Origin of the sequence: Rothia koreensis (genome assembly GCF_052232265.1) — a bacterium.
In the GTDB taxonomy this organism is placed as follows: Bacteria; Actinomycetota; Actinomycetes; order Actinomycetales; family Micrococcaceae; genus Rothia; species Rothia koreensis.
Genome location: NZ_CP197643.1, coordinates 1,253,652 through 1,273,595 on the forward strand (window position 1 = coordinate 1,253,652; position 19,944 = coordinate 1,273,595).

The following is a 19,944-nucleotide window of genomic DNA, read 5'->3' on the forward strand; positions in this document are numbered from 1 at the left end:
CCCCGGGAGGCAACCGCGGGTACGGTCCTTACCTTTCCGGGACGGTCGGCGTCTCTTTGGTCAGCGGGTCGGCGACGTCTTCCAGCCCCTTGTTCTCGGCGTCGATACCCAGGAACCAGGCAACCAGACCGCCGGCCATCATGATCGCCGAGCCCATGAGATAACCCCAGACCAGAGGACCGCGCGCCTCGCCGGTGCCGATCAGGACGCCGTAGATTGCCGGGGCGAGTGCGCCGGCGATCTGCGCGATCGAGAAGAAGTAGCTGATCGCCTGGCCCCTGACCTCGATGGGGAAGATCTCGGACACGGTCAGGTAGGCGGCCGAAGCACCCGCGCTCGCGAAGAAGAACGCGACGCACCAGAAGATCGTGTGGGTCACCGGTCCCAGCACGTTGATCGAGAAGAGGACAGCAGAAACGGCGAGGATCACGGCGGAAATCCCATAGGTCGCGAAAATCATCTTCCGTCGGCCGATCGTGTCGAAGAGCCGTCCCAGGAGGATCGGTCCCAGCAGCGAGCCCAGGGCGAACGGGATCATGTACTTGCCGGCCGAGGAATGGCTCACCCCGTAGAACGTCTCGAGCACGATCGCGTAGGTGAAGAAGATCGCGTTGTACAGGAACGACTGGGTGACCATGAGCGTGATGCCCAAAACCGTCCGTTGGGGATAGAGCTTGAGGAACACGTGGGCGAGCTGTCTGAACGGCAGTTTCTCCTCGGGTTTGATGGTCAGGGCCTTGGAATCGTCCACGGCGGGGATCTCGTGGCCCTTGTCCTGCACGTCCTTCTCAATGCCTTCGACCACTGATTCGGCCCTGTCGCCCTGGCCGTGGGTCAGCATCCAGCGGGGAGATTCCGGGATGTGGCGGCGAATCATGATGAGGATCAGCCCGAGCACGGGTCCGATGAAGAACCCGATGCGCCAACCCCAATCGATGGGGAAGATGGCCGGATCAAGCAGGAAGATGGTGGCGATCGCGCCGATCATGACGCCGCCCCAGTACGTGCCGTTGACGATCAGATCCACGCGTCCCCGGTATTTGGAGGGAATCAGCTCGTCGATGGTCGCGTTGATCGCGCTGTACTCGCCGCCGATGCCCGCACCCGCCACGAACCGCCAGATGTAGAGGAACCAGACGGAGTTGGACAGGCCCGCGATGCCGGAGCCGACGAGGTACACGGCCAGAGTCAGGATGAACAGCTTCTTCCGGCCGATGCGGTCCGTCAGGGCACCGAAGACCAGAGAACCGACGACCTGGCCCACGAGGTAGACCGTCGCGGCGCGCGTGATCTGCTCCGTGGACATGTCGAGCGTCTCCGCGAAACCGTTGGCGGCAACGATCTGGACTTCGAGGCCGTCGAGGATCCAGGCCGTTCCCAGGCCGACGATGATCATCGTGTGGAATCTGCTCCACGGCAGCCGGTCCAGGCGGGCCGGAATCAGGCTGGTTACTGTCTTCATAGTGACCAACATAACGTCACTATGTGTCCTGGGCCAGGTTCCGCGGGCGGCGGGTCGGTGCGGCGGGCCGGTGTAGCGGATCGGTGCGGGGGGCGGAGGTGCGAGCCTCGAGGTGGCAATTTTGTGTGCCGCAACTCGCGAGGTGGCGGTTTCGTGCAGGGGCGCGCCACGAGGTGGCAGATTCGTGCGTCGGGCCTTCGCCGAGGTGGCGCATTTGTGCGCGGCATCCGGCGAGGTGGCAATGCCGTGCAAGATTTCCGGCGAGGTGGCGAATTCGTGCGCGAATTGGCCCGTTTAACGCACGCCACTGCCACCTCGCGCTCGGATCCGCACGCCATTGCCACCTCGCGAGCTGCTGCGCATGAAATTGCCACTTCGTCCCGGAACCCGCACAGAATTGCCGCCTCGGCCTCCCGACCGCCTGACACTGCCAGGATGCCGGCGGACCACCCGCCGAACGACGCCGCCACCCCAGCCGCCGAACGATGCATAGACCCACCCCACCCGCCGAGCGACGCCGCGGCCGCCACACTCACTCACCCCGCCATCCGCCGAACGACGCCGCGGCCGCCACACCCGCCCCGCCGTACGCCGCCACACTCACTCACCCCGCCACCCGCCGAACGCCGCCACGCCCGCCAGCGCGTTCGCATCCGGGTCGCTCGTGTCCGTGGGATGTGGCACACTTAAGTCCAATTGCCGCATACGCACTGCGGGAGAGCCTCGGCTGGTCCGAGCGCCGAAGGAGCAAACCCTCCCCGGGAAACTCTCAGGCCAATGAACCGTAGTGCGAGGCAACTCTGGAAAGGGGTCCCATGACCCCGCCGAAGGGGCAAGGTCGGGCGAGCACCGGCCGAAAACTCTCAGGTCGAGGCACAGAGCGGGGAGGACAGTTCAGCACACCCTCGGAGAGATGATGTCCTTCCCCGAACGCCACCTCGGACCCCGCGCCGAAGAGATCACTTCGATGCTCGACGTACTCGGATACGACTCGCTGGATTCTCTGGCCGACGCCGCCGTGCCGGGGTCCATTCGCCGTGGCACACCGCTCGAGCTGCCGGGGCTGCCGGAGGCCCTCAGCGAGCACGAAGCCACCGCACGCATCAGGTCCTTGGCCGACCGCAACCAGGTCAAGGTCCAGATGATCGGCCAGGGCTACTCCGAGACCATCACGCCGGCCGTGTTGCGGCGGAATATCCTCGAAAACCCGGGGTGGTACACCTCCTACACCCCGTACCAGCCGGAGATTTCGCAGGGCCGGCTCGAAACCCTGCTCAACTTCCAGAACGCCGTCATGGACCTGACCGGCATGGACATCGCGAACGCGTCGATGCTGGACGAGGCCACCTCGGCGGCCGAGGCGGTCGTGATGATGCGTCGCGCCAATCGGAAGGTCAAGAACGGCAAGGTCGCGGTCGACTCCCGCCTCCTTCCTCAGACGCTCCGGATTATCGAGGGTCGTACGTCCACCTTGGGCATCGACGTCGTCGTCGCGGATCTGTCGCACGGTCTGCCCGACGAAGACCTGTTCGGGGTGCTCGCCGCGCAGATCGGTTCGGAGGGCCAGGTCATCGACAACACCGATCTCGTCGAGGCGGCGCATGCCCGCAACGCATTGGTTGCGATCGCGACCGATCCGTTGGCACTGGCCCTGCTGGTCTCGCCCGGGACCCAGGGGGCCGATATCGCCATCGGCAGCACCCAGCGGTTCGGCGTTCCGCTATTCTTCGGCGGCCCCCACGCAGCATTCATTGCGGTTCGGCGCGGCCTCGAGCGGTCTCTTCCCGGACGGCTGGTCGGGGTCAGCACGGATTCCTCGGGCCGGCCGGCGTACCGTTTGTCCTTGCAGACGCGCGAGCAACACATTCGTCGCGAGAAGGCGACGTCGAACATCTGCACCGCCCAGGCGCTCTTGGCCGTGGTCGCGGGCGCGTATGCGGTCTACCACGGGCCGGAAGGCCTGCGGAGAATCGCCGAGGAGATCCACGACAAGGCCGCGTATCTGGCCGCCGGTCTGGCGGCGGGCGGCATCGAACTGGCCCACACCGCGTTCTTCGACACCGTGACCGCGGTGGTTCCGGGACGTGCCGACGACGTCGTCGCAGCGGCTCTGGACAAGGGCATCAACCTGCGTCGAATCGACGACGATCGCGTCGGGGTGAGCGTGGGGGAGCCGCACACCTTCGACCAGCTCGACGACGTCCTGGCCGCTTTCGGCGCCGGACGTTCGGACTCGCCGCAGGACTTCGATCTTCCCGCTTCCCTTCTCCGCCAGGACGAGTACCTGAGCCACCCCGTGTTCCACAGCCACCGCAGCGAGACGTCGATGATGCGTTACCTGCGGGAGCTCGCGGACAAGGACCTCGCCCTGGACCGCACGATGATCCCGTTGGGCTCGTGCACGATGAAGCTCAACGCCGCCTCCGAGATGGAGCCGATCTCGTGGCCGGAATTCGCCAACATCCATCCGCTGGCCCCAAGAGACCAGGCTCAGGGCTGGCTCGAGCTGATCGATGATCTCCAGCGCTGGCTCACGGCAATCACCGGATACGATGCGGTCTCCCTCCAACCGAATGCCGGATCCCAAGGCGAATACGCGGGACTTCAGGCGATCCGTGACTACCACCGCGACCGTGGGGAAGGGGACCGGGACATCGTCCTGATTCCCGCCTCGGCCCACGGGACCAATGCCGCGTCCGCCGTCATGGTGGGCCTCCAGGTTGTCTCGGTCGCGACCGCCGAGGACGGCTCGATCCTGCTCGACGATCTGAAGGACAAGATCGACAAGTACGGTCAGAGGCTCGCAGGCATCATGATCACCTACCCGTCCACGCACGGAGTCTACGAGGAGACCGTGACCGAAGTGTGTCGGTTGGTCCACGAAGCCGGTGGACAGGTGTACCTGGACGGCGCCAACTTGAACGCCCTCGTGGGCCTCGCATCGCCGGGAGAGTTCGGCGGCGACGTGTCCCACCTCAACCTGCACAAGACCTTCTGCATTCCGCACGGCGGAGGCGGCCCCGGCGTCGGTCCGGTCGCCGTGGCCCCGCAGCTTGCGCCCTACCTCCCGGGCGACGCCGCGGAGATCGACGCCGAATCGGGAGCGGACTCCAAGCGGGTCGAAGCCGTGTCCCAGGCCTTCTTCGGCTCGGCGGGCGTGTTGCCGATCTCCTGGATGTACATCGCGATGACCGGGGGAGAGGGCCTGCGCAGCACCGCACAGGTCGCGGTGCTCAACGCGAATTATTTGGCCAAGAAGCTCAACGACTTCTTCCCGGTGCTGTACACGGGACCCTCGGGCCTGGTGGCCCACGAATGCATCCTGGACCTGCGGCCGATGACCCAATCGTCCGGGATCACCGCGGAGGACGTGTGCAAGCGCCTCATCGACTTCGGGTTCCACGCTCCCACTCTGGCTTTCCCCGTGGCGGGGACGCTCATGGTCGAACCGACGGAGTCGGAGGACCTGGAAGAACTCGACCGGTTCATCGAGGCCATGGCGCAGATCCATGAAGAGATGACGGACGTGGCCGAGGGGCGGGCGAAGGCGGAGACCTCGGTTCTTCGCATGGCTCCCCACACGGCCGAAGTGTTGACTGCGGACGAGTGGGACCGGGAATACTCGCGAGCGTCGGCTGGTTATCCCGTCGCTCGGTTGCGGCGCGCCAAGTACTGGGTTCCCGTCGGTCGCATCGACGGTGCTGCGGGCGACCGAAATTTCGTCTGCGAGTGCCCGCCGATCGAGGCCTTCGACATCGAAGTCGACGAGTCCGCGGCCGAGTGACCCTCACGAAGGAGAGAGTGAGTTCATGACTATCCAGAATCAGGATTACATTCCGGAGACCGAAGGCCCTCGCCGGACCGCGCTGTACGAGGTGCACGAATCGTTGGGGGCCTCCTTCACCGACTTCGGCGGCTGGGAAATGCCGCTCAAGTACGACAACGATGTCGCCGAGCACAAGGCGGTTCGCGAGGCCGCGGGTCTGTTCGACCTGTCCCATATGGGTGAGATCCGCATCGCGGGTCCCGAGGCCTCAGCGCTTCTGGACCACGCCCTGGTCTCCTCGTTCGGGAAGCTCGCGGTCGGACGCGCCAAGTACTCCGTGATGGCCAACGACCGGGGCGGGCTCGTCGATGACCTCATCACGTACCGAGTGGCCGACGAGGAGTATCTCGTGGTTCCGAATGCGGCCAACGCCGACGCCGTTCTGCGCGAGTTCACGGTCAGGGGCACGGATTTCGAGGCAAACGTTCACGAGGAAACAGCGGCAACGTCGCTCATTGCTCTTCAGGGACCGGTCGCCGCGTCGGTGATCGCCGAAGTCCTCGACGACCTCCGGCTCGCTGACGGCGGAACCGATCTGGCCGGGCTCAAGTACTACGCCGCCGCTCCGGCCGTCCTGGGAGGCATCGAGGTCCTCCTGGCCCGGACGGGGTACACGGGCGAGGACGGCTTCGAGCTGTACGTGCCCAATGAGTCAGCTCCAGCACTCTGGGCGCTGTTGGCCGAGGCCGGCAGGGACCGCGGCGTCGTGCCGGCGGGTCTCGCGGCACGTGACTCGCTCCGCCTCGAGGCCGGGATGCCCCTGTATGGTCACGAACTTGGGCCGGAGCTCTCGCCCTACACGTCCGGACTGGGAAAGATGGTCGACGCGGCGCTGCGGAACAAGGAGGAGTTCGTCGGAAGGGACGCCCTGGAGAAGGCCCAGTCGGCGGCTCAGGACGAGGGGCACCGCATCCTGGTCGGCCTGAAAGGACTGTCCAAGCGCCCCGCACGCGCTGGGTCGGTCCTCGTCGACGGCGAGGGAGAGGACCATCGGGAGATAGGAACCGTCACCTCGGGCATTCCGTCGCCGACGCTGGGGCACCCCATCGCGATGGCCTTCGTCGACTCCCGGAACGCCGAGACGGGAACCACGATCGCGGTCGACATTCGCGGACGGACCCAGGACTTCGAGGTCGTTGACCTCCCGTTCTACCGCCGGTCCGAATAGACGCATGACCAACGTCGCGAGCAACGGAGCCGTACCAACCTGGGGAGGTGTGGAAAGCCATGATGAGCACCACAGACATCAGCATTTTCGATTTGTTCAGCATCGGGGTGGGACCGTCGAGCTCCCACACCGTCGGCCCGATGAGGGCGGCCAACCGGTTCGTCACGGAGTTGATCGCGGGAGGTCGCCTGAACGACGTCGCCGGCATCAAGGTCGACCTGTACGGTTCGCTCGCCGCGACGGGTGCGGGGCACGGAACCATGTCGGCGACCATCAAAGGGCTGGCGGGCTGGGTCCCCGAGACCATTGATGTCCGCGAGTCCGAACAGATGGTCGCCGACAACCAGGCCACGGGAAAGCTCGCGCTGGCCGGTTTCGGCCCGGACTGCGTCAGGTCCGAAGCGACTCGGGATGACCTGGTCGAGGGTCCGGAGGTCGCCATCAGCGAGAAGGAGATGGTCCTCCGCCCGCTGACGGTCCTCGAACGCCACACCAACGGTATACGCTTCACCGCGACCGATACCGACGGCCTCATGCTCGACGAACGGACGTATTTCTCCGTGGGCGGCGGATTCGTGATCGAAGAAGGCGAGGAAGCCGCCGGGGGAGACAGCCTGACGGATGTGCCCTACCCGTTCGACTCGGCCGAGGAGCTGGTCAGCCAGGCCAACGAGGCCCGGATCTCGATCGCGGAACTCAAAATGGCCAATGAGATGACGGCGAGATCCCGGGACGAGGTCGAGGCCGGGATCCTCCACATCTACACGGTGATGCGGGAATGCATCGGTTCGTCGCTGTCCCGCATCGGTTACCTGCCCGGTGAGCTCAAGGTCCGGTGCCGTGCCCAACGGTGGCACAGGGAGCTTCTGGAAGAGGATCCGAACAAGGACCCGCAGTACTCCATCGACTGGGTCAACCTCATCGCGCTCGCGGTCAACGAGGAGAACGCCTTCGGCGGCCGGGTCGTGACGGCGCCCACCAACGGCGCGGCCGGCATCGTGCCCGCCGTGCTGCACTACGCCGTGCACTACATTCCCGAGATCCGTCACGGCGGCCGCAAGGCCAAGGAGCGTGCCGTCATCGACTTCTTCCTGGCGGCGTCCGCGGTCGGATCCTTGTACAAGAAACGCGCGTCGATCTCGGGGGCCGAGGTCGGTTGCCAGGGTGAGGTCGGCTCGGCGTCGTCGATCGCGGTCGGCGGTCTGGCCCAGGTCCTCGGCGGCAATGTCGAGCAGGTCGAGAACGCGGCGGAGATCGCAATGGAGCACAATCTCGGGCTGACCTGCGACCCGGTGGGCGGTCTGGTCCAGATTCCCTGCATCGAGCGCAACGCGATGGCTGCGGCCAAGGCGGTGAACGCCGCCAAGATGGCGATGCGCGGCGACGGTGAGCACCGCGTGTCTCTCGACCAGGTCATCGAGACCATGCGTCAGACCGGCGTCGATATGTCCAACAGATACAAGGAGACCTCGCTGGGCGGCCTGGCGGTCAACGTCGTCGAATGCTGATCTTCGTTCGCCGGAGGCGCCCACTGGACAGACCCCCGGAAAGCATGTAGTGTAAAAATTTGCGCTTTCCCTAAATTTTTGTGCCTTCATATAGCGGTGGGTACAACTGATGGATCCAGCTCACGCTTCCAGGCAACCACGACCACCGACACGCAGAGACAGCTCGCCTCCGAGCGCGTCTCGTGCGCCTTGAGATCGCCCGCCGGAATGCGTGAACCCCGTGGATCCGGGCAAGCCTTCGTGTACAGACAGGTCTGTGGAAGGATCCAATCTTGGTCGCCTCGAGCACCTCCAATTATGATGCCGCTCACGCGGAGGGAAACCCGCACGACGGTTCCGCCTCACGCATTTCATTCGCAAAGATTCACGAACCACTCAGTGTTCCCAACCTGCTGGCCCTGCAGACGGAGAGCTTTGACCGCCTGGTCGGCAACGAGCGCTGGATCGAGCGCCTTGCCGAGGCGGACGAGAAGGGCGACAACTCCGTCTCCCGCGTCTCCGGCCTGACCGAGATCTTCGAAGAGATCTCGCCGATCGAGGACTTCCAGGGCACGATGTCCCTGTCCTTCTCGGAGCCGGAATTCGCCGATCCGAAGTACTCCATGGAGGAGTGCAAGGACCGCGACGCAACCTACTCGGCGCCGCTGTACGTCAAGGCCGAGTTCATGAACAACGAAACCGGCGAGATCAAGCAGCAGACCGTGTTCATGGGCGATTTCCCGCTAATGACCGAGTCCGGAACCTTCGTGATCAACGGTTCCGAGCGCGTCGTCGTCTCGCAGCTGGTTCGTTCTCCCGGCGCATACTTCGAGAAGGCCGTCGACCGCACCTCGGACAAGGACATCTTCTCCGCCCGCATCATCCCCTCGCGCGGTGCATGGTTCGAGCTCGAGATCGACAAGCGCGATCAGGTCGGCGTCCGTCTGGACCGCAAGCGCAAGCAGTCCGTGACCGTTCTCCTCAAGGCCCTCGGCTGGACCGACGCGAAGATTCTCGAAGAATTCGGCGAGTACGACTCGATCCGTGCGACCCTCGAGAAGGACACGGTCGAGACCCGTGACGAAGCGCTGATCGATATCTACAAGAAGCTTCGCCCGGGTGAGCCGCCGACGGTCGATGCGGCCCAGTCGCTGCTCGACAACATGTACTTCACCCCGAAGCGCTACGACCTGGCCAAGGTCGGTCGGTACAAGATCAACCGCAAGCTCGGTGTGGACAAGCCCATCGAGGACAACGACTCGTCGGTCCTGACCCAGGACGACATCGTCGCGATGATCCGTTACCTCGTGACCCTGCACGCCGGCGGCAAGTCCATCAAGGGCAAGCGCGACGGCGTCGAGCAGGACATCCTGGTCGACACGGACGACATCGACCACTTCGGCAACCGCCGCATCCGTGCGGTCGGCGAGCTGATCGAGAACCAGATCCGCACGGGCCTGTCCCGTATGGAGCGCGTGGTCCGGGAACGCATGACGACCCAGGACGTCGAGGCCATCACGCCCCAGACCCTGATCAACATCCGACCCGTCGTCGCCTCCATCAAGGAGTTCTTCGGCACCTCGCAGCTCTCGCAGTTCATGGACCAGAACAACCCGCTGGCCGGGCTGACGCACAAGCGTCGTCTCAACGCCCTCGGCCCCGGCGGTCTGTCCCGTGACCGCGCGGGCATGGAGGTTCGCGACGTGCACCCGTCCCACTACGGACGCATGTGCCCGATCGAATCCCCCGAAGGTCCGAACATCGGTCTGATCGGCTCCCTCGCGACCTTCGCGCGCATCAACCCGTTCGGCTTCATCGAGACCCCGTACCGCGAGGTCTCGAACGGCAAGGTGACCGAGAAGGTCGTCTACCTCACCGCGGACGACGAGAAGGGCAAGACCATTGCCCAGGCCAACGCCCCGTTGACCGAGGACCAGACCTTCGTCGAGGACTACGTCCTCTGCCGCGCCGCCGATGGCTCGGGCGAGGCCGAGGCCAAGCCGGCCGGCGACGTCGAGTACATGGACGTCTCCCCGCGCCAGATGGTCTCGGTCGGTACGTCGCTGATTCCGTACCTGGAGCACGACGACGCGAACCGCGCCCTCATGGGTGCCAACATGCAGCGTCAGGCAGTGCCGCTGCTCGAGTCCGAGTCCCCGGTCGTGGGCACCGGCATGGAAGGCTACGCCGCGATGGACTCCGGCGACTCCGTGCTGGCACAGAAGGCCGGTGTGGTCCGCGAGGTCTCGGCCGACATGGTCGTCATCGCGAACGACGACGGCACCACGACGTCGTACCCGATCGCGAAGTTCCTGCGCTCCAACCCCGGCAACTGCTACAACCACCGCGTTGTGGTCTCCGAGGGCGACCGCGTGGGTGCACGCGGCCTGATCGCGGACGGTCCGTCGACCGACCAGGGCGAATTGGCACTCGGCAAGAACCTGCTCGTGGCCTACATGTCCTGGGAGGGCCTCAACTACGAGGACGCGATCATCCTCTCGCAGCGCATGGTCTCCGACGACGTCCTGACCTCGATCCACATCGAGGAGCACGAGATCGACGCCCGTGACACCAAGCTCGGTGCCGAGGAGATCACTCGTGACATCCCCAACGTCTCCGAAGAGGTCCTCTCGGCCCTCGACGAGCGCGGCATCATCCACATCGGTGCCGAGGTCGAGGCCGGTGACATCCTGGTCGGGAAGGTCACGCCGAAGGGCGAGACCGAGCTGACCCCGGAGGAGCGCCTGCTGCGCGCCATCTTCGGTGAGAAGTCCCGCGAGGTCCGCGACACGTCGCTCAAGGTCCCGCACGGCGAGTCCGGCACCGTCATCGGCGTCCGCGTGTTCGATCGGGACGAGGACGACGAGGACATGCCTCCCGGCGTCAACCAGCTGGTCCGCGTCTACGTGGCCCAGAAGCGCAAGATCACCGACGGCGACAAGCTCGCCGGCCGTCACGGCAACAAGGGCGTGATCTCCAAGATCCTGCCCGTCGAGGACATGCCGTTCATGGCCGACGGAACCCCCGTCGACGTGATCCTGAACCCGCTGGGCGTTCCCGGCCGTATGAACATCGGCCAGGTCCTGGAGGTGCACACCGGCTGGCTCGCCAAGCAGGGGTGGAAGATCGAGGGCAACCCCGAGTGGCTCGACAACCTTCCGAACTTCCCGAAGGAATCGGGCCCGACCAAGGTTGCGACCCCGGTGTTCGACGGTGCGGACGAGCAGGAGATCTTCGATCTGCTGGACCACACGAACCTCAACCGCGACGGCGAGCGTCTGATCGACAGCACGGGCAAGGCCCTGTTGTTCGACGGTCGTACCGGCGAGCCCTTCCCGGAACCGATTTCGGTCGGTTACCAGTACATCCTCAAGCTGCACCACCTGGTGGACGACAAGATCCACGCGCGTTCGACCGGGCCGTACTCGATGATTACCCAGCAGCCGCTGGGCGGTAAGGCCCAGTTCGGCGGTCAGCGTTTCGGTGAGATGGAGGTGTGGGCACTCGAGGCCTACGGCGCCGCCTACACCCTGCAGGAAATCCTGACCATCAAGTCCGACGACGTCCACGGACGCGTCAAGGTCTACGAGGCCATCGTGAAGGGCGACAACATCCCCGAACCGGGTGTTCCCGAGTCCTTCAAGGTGCTCATCAAGGAAATGCAGTCTCTGTGCCTGAACGTCGAGGTCCTCTCGACCGAAGGCAATGCGATCGAAATGCGCGACTCGGAGGACGAAGGATTCCGGGCTGCCGATGAATTGGGTATTGACCTCTCCCACAACGAGCCCAGCTCGGTCGAGGAAGTCTAGACCTCACTCATCCACCCCAGATCCTTCACGAGTTTTTGAGAGAAAAGGACCCCATGTCCAACGAATCTTCACTTGGCCTGATGCGGATTGGCCTGGCCACCGCGGAAGACATCCGAAACTGGTCGTACGGTGAGGTCAAAAAGCCGGAGACCATCAACTACCGAACCCTGAAGCCGGAGAAGGAAGGCCTGTTCGACGAGCGGATCTTCGGACCCACTCGCGACTGGGAATGCTACTGCGGCAAGTACAAGCGCGTGCGCTTCAAGGGAATCATCTGCGAACGCTGCGGCGTCGAGGTCACGCGTGCCAAGGTGCGCCGTGAGCGCATGGGCCACATCGAGCTCGCCGCTCCAGTGACCCACATCTGGTACTTCAAGGGTGTTCCCTCCCGTCTGGGATACCTGCTCGATCTGGCGCCGAAGGATCTCGAGAAGATCATCTACTTCGCCGCCTACATGATCACGTGGGTCGACGAGGAAGGCCGTCACGACGACCTGCCGAACCTGCAGGCCGCGCACGACAAGGACAAGAAGGCCCTCGAATCCGAGCGCGACACCGACATTGCGGCGATCGCCAAGGAGACCGAGGAAGAGCTGGCCCGCATCGAGGCGGAAGGCGGCAAGGCCGCCGAGAAGCGCAAGCTGCGCGACTCCTCGGAGCGTCAGATGGCCCAGGTGCGCAAGCGCGTCGACGCCGAGATCGCCCACATGGACCAGGTCTTCGAGCGCTTCAAGAACCTCAAGGTCAGCGACCTCGAGGGCGACGAGGCGCTGTACCGCTCCATGGTCGACAAGTACGGCATGTACTTCGAGGGTTCGATGGGTGCCGAGTCCATCAAGAACCGTCTCGAGAACTTCGACATGGCGGCCGAGGCCGAGGCCCTGCGCGAGGTCATCCAGAACGGCAAGGGACAGCGGAAGACCCGTGCGCTCAAGCGCCTCAAGGTCATCAACGCGTTCCTGACGACCAACAACTCGCCGCTGGGCATGGTCCTGGACGCGGTCCCCGTGATCCCGCCGGAGCTGCGCCCGATGGTTCAGCTGGATGGTGGCCGCTTCGCGACGTCGGATCTCAACGATCTCTACCGCCGCGTGATCAACCGCAACAACCGCCTGAAGCGTCTTCTGGATCTCGGTGCCCCCGAGATCATCGTGAACAACGAGAAGCGCATGCTCCAGGAGGCCGTCGACTCGCTGTTCGACAACGGCCGCCGCGGACGTCCGGTCACCGGACCGGGCAACCGTCCGCTCAAGTCGCTGTCCGACATGCTCAAGGGCAAGCAGGGTCGTTTCCGTCAGAACCTGCTCGGAAAGCGCGTCGACTACTCGGGTCGTTCCGTGATCGTTGTCGGACCCCAGCTGAAGATGCACCAGTGCGGTCTGCCCAAGCAGATGGCCCTGGAGCTGTTCAAGCCGTTCGTGATGAAGCGCCTGGTCGACCTGAACCACGCGCAGAACATCAAGTCGGCCAAGCGCATGGTCGAACGGTTCCGCCCCCAGGTGTGGGATGTTCTCGAGGAGATCATTACCGAGCACCCCGTGTTGCTGAACCGTGCACCAACCCTGCACCGTCTGGGCATTCAGGCGTTCGAGCCGCAGCTCGTCGAGGGCAAGGCCATCCAGCTCCACCCGCTCGTTTGCTCGGCGTTCAACGCCGACTTCGACGGTGACCAGATGGCCGTGCACCTGCCGCTGAGCCCCGAGGCCCAGGCCGAGGCACGCGTCCTGATGCTGTCCTCGAACAACATCCTGAAGCCCTCCGACGGCCGCCCCGTGGCGGTTCCCTCGCAGGACATGATCATCGGCCTGCACCACCTGACTACGGTCCGCGAAGGCGAGAAGGGCGAGGGCCACGCGTTCTCGTCCCTGGCCGAGGCCCTCATGGCCATGGAGCGCAAGGAGATCCACCTCAACTCGCGCGTCAAGATCGTGCTCACGGACTTCGTGCCCTACGAGGGCTGGGAAGCTCCCGAGGGCTGGGAGCAGGGCCAGCCGGTCCTGGTCGAGTGCACGGTCGGGCAGGTCCTGTTCAACGAGACCCTCCCGGCCGACTACCCGTGGTTCACCGGCATCGCCGACAAGAAGGGCCTCGGCCAGCTCGTCAACGATCTGGCGGAGAACTACCCGATGGTCGACGTCGCCCGGACCCTGGACAACCTCAAGGACACCGGTTTCTACTGGGCCTCCCGCTCGGGCGTGACCGTGGCCGTCTCCGATATCGCGACGCCTCCGGCGAAGCGCGAGATCATGGCCGGCTACGAGAAGCAGGCGGACGAGATCCAGGGCCAGTACGAGTTGGGCCTGATCGACGACGACGAGCGTCGTTCGGAACTCATCGACATCTGGACCAAGGCGACCGACGAGGTCGCCGAGGCCATGCGCGAGAACCTGACCGATCTGAACACGATCAACCGCATGGTTTCCTCGGGCGCCCGAGGAAACTGGATGCAGGTGCGCCAGATCGCGGGTATCCGTGGTCTCGTGGCCAACACGCGTGGCGAGATCATGCCCCGCCCGATCAAGTCCTCCTACCGCGAGGGCCTGTCGGTTCTGGAGTACTTCATCGCTACCCACGGTGCCCGTAAGGGCCTCGCGGATACCGCGTTGCGTACCGCAAACTCCGGTTACCTGACGCGTCGTCTGGTCGACGTCTCGCAGGATGTCATCGTTCGCGAGCTGGACTGCCAGACTCGCCGCGGCCTGAACCTGCCGCTCGTCCAGATCGACGAGGATACCGGTTCGGTCATGCTGCACGAGGACGTCGAGAACTCGATCCACGGTCGTATCCTCGCGGTCGATGCCAAGGACGAGAACGACAACGTGCTGGCCAGCGCGGGCGACGACGTCTCCGACGCCGTGATCCGCAAGCTGTACCAGGCCGGCGTCCAGAACGTGCGCGTGCGCTCCGTGCTGACCTGCGAGTCCGCCGTGGGTGTGTGCGCGAAGTGCTACGGCCGGTCGATGGCCTCCGGCAACCTGGTGGACATCGGCGAAGCCGTGGGCATTATCGCCGCCCAGTCCATTGGTGAGCCCGGTACCCAGCTGACCATGCGTACCTTCCACACCGGTGGTGTGGCCTCCTCGGAGGACATCACGCAGGGTCTGCCGCGTATTCAGGAGCTCTTCGAGGCGCGTACCCCGAAGGGTGTCGCCCCGATCTCAGAGATCGCCGGACGCGTGTCCATCGAGGACACGGACAAGGCCCTCAAGATCATCGTCACCCCGGACAACAAGGACGACGAGGCGATCGCTTACCAGATCCTTCGCCGTGCCCGTCTGCTCGTGGACGAGGGCGACCGCGTCGAGGTCGGCCAGCAGCTGGTCTCGGGCGCCGTGGACCCGAAGGAAGTCCTTCGTATCCGCGGACCGCGCGAGGCGCAGAAGCACCTGGTGGACGAGGTCCAGGGCGTGTACCGCTCGCAGGGTGTGGGCATCCACGACAAGCACGTGGAAGTCATCATCCGCCAGATGACGCGTCGGATCACCGTCATCGAGTCCGGTGACACCGCGTTGCTGCCGGGTGAGCTCGTCGAGACCGTGGCCTTCCAGCAGGCCAACAAGACGGCGATGATCAACCAGCAGCGTCCCGCCGCGGGCCGTCCGGAGCTCATGGGCATTACCAAGGCTTCGCTGGCCACCGACTCGTGGCTCTCCGCGGCCTCCTTCCAGGAGACCACTCGCGTCCTGACCCAGGCCGCGATGGAGGGCAAGTCGGATCCGCTGGTCGGGCTCAAGGAGAATGTCATCATCGGCAAGCTCATCCCGGCCGGTACCGGCCTCGATCGCTACAACACGATCGACGTCGAGCCGACCGAGGAAGCACGCGAGAAGCTGTACGCCAATTCGACAGGGTTCGGCGACTTCAGCTACGCGGCGGAGAACGACGCCTCCGTGGCCGCCGAATTCCAGGCCATCCCGCTGGATGACTACGACTTCGGCAGCAACTGATTCGACCGCAGAATCGAAGCGGGCGTTGAGGCACTGAGCCCTCGCGTCCGATGACAACGGCCGGTTCCCTCCCTACGGAGGGGACCGGCCGTTGTCGTTCGCATGGCGTACATCGAGTCACATCACGAACGGGCTGCCGGTAGATTGGCGACGGGGCGAGTCAGGCATCACAGTTGCCCCGGAAGGAGATCGACATGGCGGTCGAAGACCACGCAGAGAAGAACCTGGATGAAGAGAACTTCACCGCGCCGACGGTGACCGGCCCCGACGCCGCGGCCGACCGTCAGGCAGACATCAACAGGGAAGTCCGGCAGCACCAGGAGCAGTACCGGGCGTCCGGTGCCCGCGAGAGCCAACCGCGGCTCGACTACGCCCCATATCGCAGTTCGGTGCTGCGGCACCCGACCAAGGACCCGCACCACACGGACCCGGAACTGATCGAGCTGACCTCTCCGGCGTTCGGCCACCGCGATGTCCACGACCTGGAATCGGATCTGACGGTTCAGGGCGGGGGAGAACCGATCGGGGAGCGCATCAAGATCCGCGGTCGTGTCATGGACCCCGCGGGCCGTCCCGTCAGGAACCAGCTCGTTGAGATCTGGCAGGCCAATGCGGCCGGACGCTACATCCACAAACGAGATCAGCACCCGGCACCGTTGGACCCCAACTTCACCGGCGTCGGCCGCTGCCTGACCGGTGATGACGGTTCCTACGAATCCACGACCATCAAGCCCGGTCCGTACCCCTGGAAGAACCACCGCAACGCGTGGCGCCCTGCCCACGTGCATTTCTCCTTGTTCGGGACGGATTTCACGCAGCGGATGATCACCCAGATGTACTTCCCGGGTGACCCGCTCTTTGCCCTCGACCCGATTTACCAATCGATCGTCGACCCCAAGGCCCGGGAGAGACTGGTCGCCTCGTACGACCACGACGTGTCCGAGCACGAGTGGTTGCTCGGCTACACCTGGGACATCGTGCTGGGCGGGAGCAACCGCACCTGGATGGAACCGGAGGATGAGAACTGATGGCACGCGAAGAACTACGAACCCCCGTCAGCCGTGGTCGGACCGTCGAGAATCCGCCCGCCGACCTGACCCCGACGCCGGGACAGACGATCGGCCCCTTCTTCGGCTACGCGAACGCGCACGAGGAGGTGGGCCTGCCCTATCGGGGAGGGCCCGAGCTCGTGAGCCGCGCCCACCCGGAGGCGTCACGACTTCACGGGCAGGTGTATGACGGCGCAGGTGATGTCATCCCGGACGCGATGCTCGAAATCTGGCAGGCGGATCCGCAGGGTCGGATACCCGAGAAAACCGGTTCACTGAACCGGGACGGGTACACCTTCACCGGATGGGGCCGCCAGGCCGTCGACCGGTTGGGCACCTACAGCTTCACGACCCTCGAACCGGGCGCACCGGGACAGGGCCACGCGCCGTACTTCCTGATGGTGATCTTCGCGCGCGGACTGCTCAACAGGCTCTTCACCCGCGTCTACCTGCCCGACGACGAGCAGGCTCTGGCGGGCGATCCCTTGCTGGCCTCGCTCCCTGTGGAGCGCCGCCGGACCTTGATCGCGACACGCCTCGACGACGGCTCCCTGCACCACGACATCCGCCTCCAGGGCGACCGGGAGACGGTCTTCTTGGCCTACCCCGGGATCGAGAGCTAGTCATGGTTTTCACCGATCTCCTGGTCCCCGGCGGTCAGCGGGCCGAGCCCGTGATCGGCGACGCCGCCGTGGTGCGCGCGCTTGTCCGAGCCGAATCGGCCTGGGTTCTGGCCCAGGCCGACCTGGGGTGCGCGGATGCACCGACCGCGGTGCGGGTGGCTTCGGTCCTCGACACCGTGGGGGACGAAATCCTTGCGGAGATTGCCTCGGAGGCCGAGGGCGGAGGCAACCCCGTGATCGGTCTGGTCCGGCGCCTCAAAGCTGAGGTCTCGGACCCTGACGGCGGGCAGGACGCCGCCCGGGAGCTCGTGCACCGGGGGCTGACGAGCCAGGACGTCATGGACACCGCGCTCATGCTGCTGGTTCGTGATTCGCTCTGGGCCGTTCACGAGGCTCTCGGGTCCGCGGCGGACGAGCTCGAGGGGCTCGCCTCATCGCACGCCGAGACCCCCATGGCCGCGAGGACTCTCGGTCAGCACGCCCTCCCCACGACCTTCGGGGCTCGGGCGGGACGCTGGCTGGATGCCGTGGCGGCGGCCCATGCCGCGACGGACCCGGATCGTTTGTGGCTCCCGGTGTCAGGGGGAGGGGCCGCCGGGACGAACGCGGCCGTGCTCGATCTCGCGGGGAGCTCGAACGACGACGGGCTCAGCATGCCAGTTCCCGATCGGCTGGGGCTCATGTGGGCCCAGCGGTTGGGGCTCAATGCCCCGGCCTCCGAACAGGTCTGGCACACGCGGCGTCGGCCTCTGATCGACGCCGTTGAGCCGCTCGCGAGGGCGGCCACCGCGTGCGGCAAGATCGCCGGCGACGTCGTGATCTCATCCCGCAACGAGATCGCCGAACTCGCAGAGCCGGCGGCGAAGGGGCGAGGGGGATCCTCGTCGATGCCGCACAAGCGCAATCCGAGCATGTCGATCCTTGTCCGTCGCTCGGCGGTCGCCTGTGCTCGGGCCATCGGCGAACTGCTCGAGTCCGAGGCCCTCGCGGTCGAGGAACGATCGGACCTGGCCTGGCACCTGGAGTGGGAACCGATTCGTACTGCCGCCCGGCACAGCATCATCGCGTCCACGATGACGGCCGAAATGCTCGCGGGCCTCGAGGTGGATGCCCAAGCCATGAGGTCCCATCTCGGCCAGGATCCCGCCGAAACGGCCGGCTCCCCGGGGACGGGAAACAGTGCAGACCAGGCCCGAGCGGCCGCACGCCGTTGGAAGAACGCGAAGGAGAAGAAATGACCGTACCGGACCTGACTCCCGTCGCACTCGGGGACAACCTCACGGGCTCGCAGCCCGAGGACCACGCCCGCCAGGACAAGCCGCCTCTGATTCTCGGACCCTCGTTGGGCACCGCCGTGACTCCGCTGTGGGCGCCGGCCGCGGCTCACCTGAAGGATCGTTTCGAGCTGATCGGATGGGAGCTTCCCGGGCACGGTCGCGGAAGCGTGGTCGCGGACGAATTCGATGTCGAGGATCTCGCGGAGGGCGTGCACCGCCTGGCCGATCGTCTTCGCCAGGAGCGCGGCACCCCGGACAAGAAGTACTTCTACGCGGGTGTCTCGGTCGGGGGCGCCGTGGGGCTTGCCCTGTCCCTCGCTCATCCCGACGCCGTACAGGCCGTGGCCGCGATCTGCACGGGTGCCAAAATCGGGGAGCGCGCCGGGTGGATCGAACGGGCCGAACTGGTCGAAACCTCCGGGACACCCACGCAGGTCATCGGATCCGCGGAGAAATGGTTCGCGCCCGGTTTCCTGGAACGGCAGCGCATCGTTGCAACCGAGCTCCTCCACAGCCTCCAGGAAGCCGATCGGAACGACTACGGCCTGGTGTGCCGGGCCCTGTCACGATGTGATCTGCGTGATCGTCTGGGCGAGATTTCGGTCCCGGTGCTGACCCTGGCTGGTGCGCACGATGTGGCAACGCCCCCGGAAAGTCTCCAGCAGGTGGCCGACGGCGTCGCACAGTCCGCGTCCGTGGTCTTCGACGACGCCGCCCATCTCCTCCCCGCGGAACGTCCCGAAGATACCGCCCGGGAGATCGCCGCGTTCTTCCTTCCCGACGACGGCCGGTCCGGTGGGTCGTCCGACGTTCGGTCGGAGAATGCGGCCTCGGGGACGGAATGGCCGGCCCTTCCCGACCCCGTTGCACCTCGGTCCAGGGTCAAGGAAGAAGGCATGACAGTGCGCCGGGAGGTCCTCTCGGACGAGCACGTGGACCGTGCCGAATCCCGGACCACGGAGTTCACCGCACCGTTCCAGGACCTCATTTCCCGATACGCCTGGGGAGAGATCTGGACCCGCCCCGGGCTGGACCGGAAGACGCGCAGCGCGATCACCCTGACGGCCATGATCGCCCTCGGTCACTGGCAGGAATTCGACATGCACATCAAGGCCGCGCGCAGGAACGGCGTCGGGATTCCCGAGATCCAGGAGATCATTCTCCAATCCGCGATCTACTGCGGTGTCCCTGCCGCCAATACCGCCTTCTCCCGGGCCCAGTCGGTCCTGGACGATCTGGGCGACCTCTGAATTCAGAGTCACGACAACAACCCCTCCGGAAGGAACCCATGAACGA

Annotated in this window: 10 protein-coding genes and 2 riboswitches; of the genes, 9 read left to right on the top strand and 1 reads right to left on the bottom strand. The window is 65.4% G+C overall.

From position 1 onward, the window contains the following. Positions 1 to 28 precede the first annotated feature (28 nt). Entirely contained in the window at positions 29 to 1,462 is a 1,434-nt protein-coding gene (locus tag ACTSLZ_RS05510; RefSeq protein WP_443095966.1) for an MFS transporter, read from the bottom strand. 703 nt (positions 1,463 to 2,165) lie between these two features. After that, a riboswitch (glycine riboswitch) is annotated at positions 2,166 to 2,257 on the top strand. Then, positions 2,258 to 2,351: riboswitch (glycine riboswitch) on the top strand. It abuts the riboswitch before it with no gap. 27 nt (positions 2,352 to 2,378) lie between these two features. On the opposite strand from ACTSLZ_RS05510, the gene gcvP reads away from it, so the two are divergent. From gcvP to pcaDC, 9 genes are all read left to right on the top strand, one after another. After that, positions 2,379 to 5,246 (top strand): aminomethyl-transferring glycine dehydrogenase, encoded by a 2,868-nt coding sequence (gcvP, locus tag ACTSLZ_RS05515; protein ID WP_443096098.1) that lies wholly within the window; start codon positions 2,379 to 2,381, stop codon positions 5,244 to 5,246. Positions 5,247 to 5,271: 25 nt separating this feature from the next. Then, positions 5,272 to 6,456, top strand: a complete 1,185-nt coding sequence (gcvT, locus tag ACTSLZ_RS05520; RefSeq protein WP_443095967.1) for a glycine cleavage system aminomethyltransferase GcvT — start codon at positions 5,272 to 5,274, stop codon at positions 6,454 to 6,456. Positions 6,457 to 6,515: 59 nt separating this feature from the next. Then, complete coding sequence (locus ACTSLZ_RS05525) at positions 6,516 to 7,964, top strand: L-serine ammonia-lyase (RefSeq protein ID WP_443095968.1); 1,449 nt, start codon at positions 6,516 to 6,518, stop codon at positions 7,962 to 7,964. Positions 7,965 to 8,236: 272 nt separating this feature from the next. Further along, a complete protein-coding gene (gene rpoB / locus ACTSLZ_RS05530) occupies positions 8,237 to 11,752 on the top strand; it encodes a DNA-directed RNA polymerase subunit beta (RefSeq protein WP_129313880.1) in 3,516 nt (1,171 codons plus the stop codon). Positions 11,753 to 11,805: 53 nt separating this feature from the next. After that, entirely contained in the window at positions 11,806 to 15,699 is a 3,894-nt protein-coding gene (locus tag ACTSLZ_RS05535) for a DNA-directed RNA polymerase subunit beta' (protein WP_129313881.1), read from the top strand. Between the two features lie 194 nt (positions 15,700 to 15,893). Then, positions 15,894 to 16,727, top strand: a complete 834-nt coding sequence (gene pcaH / locus ACTSLZ_RS05540) for a protocatechuate 3,4-dioxygenase subunit beta (RefSeq protein WP_443095969.1) — start codon at positions 15,894 to 15,896, stop codon at positions 16,725 to 16,727. Then, positions 16,727 to 17,371 (top strand): protocatechuate 3,4-dioxygenase subunit alpha, encoded by a 645-nt coding sequence (gene pcaG, locus ACTSLZ_RS05545; RefSeq protein ID WP_443095970.1) that lies wholly within the window; start codon positions 16,727 to 16,729, stop codon positions 17,369 to 17,371. Before pcaH ends, pcaG begins: the two co-directional genes overlap by 1 nt. A 2-nt stretch (positions 17,372 to 17,373) precedes the next feature. Further along, positions 17,374 to 18,609, top strand: a complete 1,236-nt coding sequence (locus ACTSLZ_RS05550) for a lyase family protein (protein WP_443095971.1) — start codon at positions 17,374 to 17,376, stop codon at positions 18,607 to 18,609. After that, complete coding sequence (pcaDC, locus tag ACTSLZ_RS05555) at positions 18,606 to 19,898, top strand: bifunctional 3-oxoadipate enol-lactonase/4-carboxymuconolactone decarboxylase PcaDC (RefSeq protein ID WP_443095972.1); 1,293 nt, start codon at positions 18,606 to 18,608, stop codon at positions 19,896 to 19,898. The genes ACTSLZ_RS05550 and pcaDC overlap by 4 nt, the downstream gene beginning before the upstream one ends. Positions 19,899 to 19,944 lie beyond the last annotated feature (46 nt).

Coding starts and splice junctions, on each gene's coding strand:
- ACTSLZ_RS05510 (WP_443095966.1), bottom strand. CDS start 1,462: ATGAAGACAGTAACCAGCCTGATTCCGGCCCGCCTGGACCGGCTGCCG.
- gcvP (WP_443096098.1), top strand. CDS start 2,379: ATGTCCTTCCCCGAACGCCACCTCGGACCCCGCGCCGAAGAGATCACT.
- gcvT (WP_443095967.1), top strand. CDS start 5,272: ATGACTATCCAGAATCAGGATTACATTCCGGAGACCGAAGGCCCTCGC.
- ACTSLZ_RS05525 (WP_443095968.1), top strand. CDS start 6,516: ATGATGAGCACCACAGACATCAGCATTTTCGATTTGTTCAGCATCGGG.
- ACTSLZ_RS05535 (WP_129313881.1), top strand. CDS start 11,806: ATGTCCAACGAATCTTCACTTGGCCTGATGCGGATTGGCCTGGCCACC.
- pcaH (WP_443095969.1), top strand. CDS start 15,894: ATGGCGGTCGAAGACCACGCAGAGAAGAACCTGGATGAAGAGAACTTC.
- pcaG (WP_443095970.1), top strand. CDS start 16,727: ATGGCACGCGAAGAACTACGAACCCCCGTCAGCCGTGGTCGGACCGTC.
- ACTSLZ_RS05550 (WP_443095971.1), top strand. CDS start 17,374: ATGGTTTTCACCGATCTCCTGGTCCCCGGCGGTCAGCGGGCCGAGCCC.
- pcaDC (WP_443095972.1), top strand. CDS start 18,606: ATGACCGTACCGGACCTGACTCCCGTCGCACTCGGGGACAACCTCACG.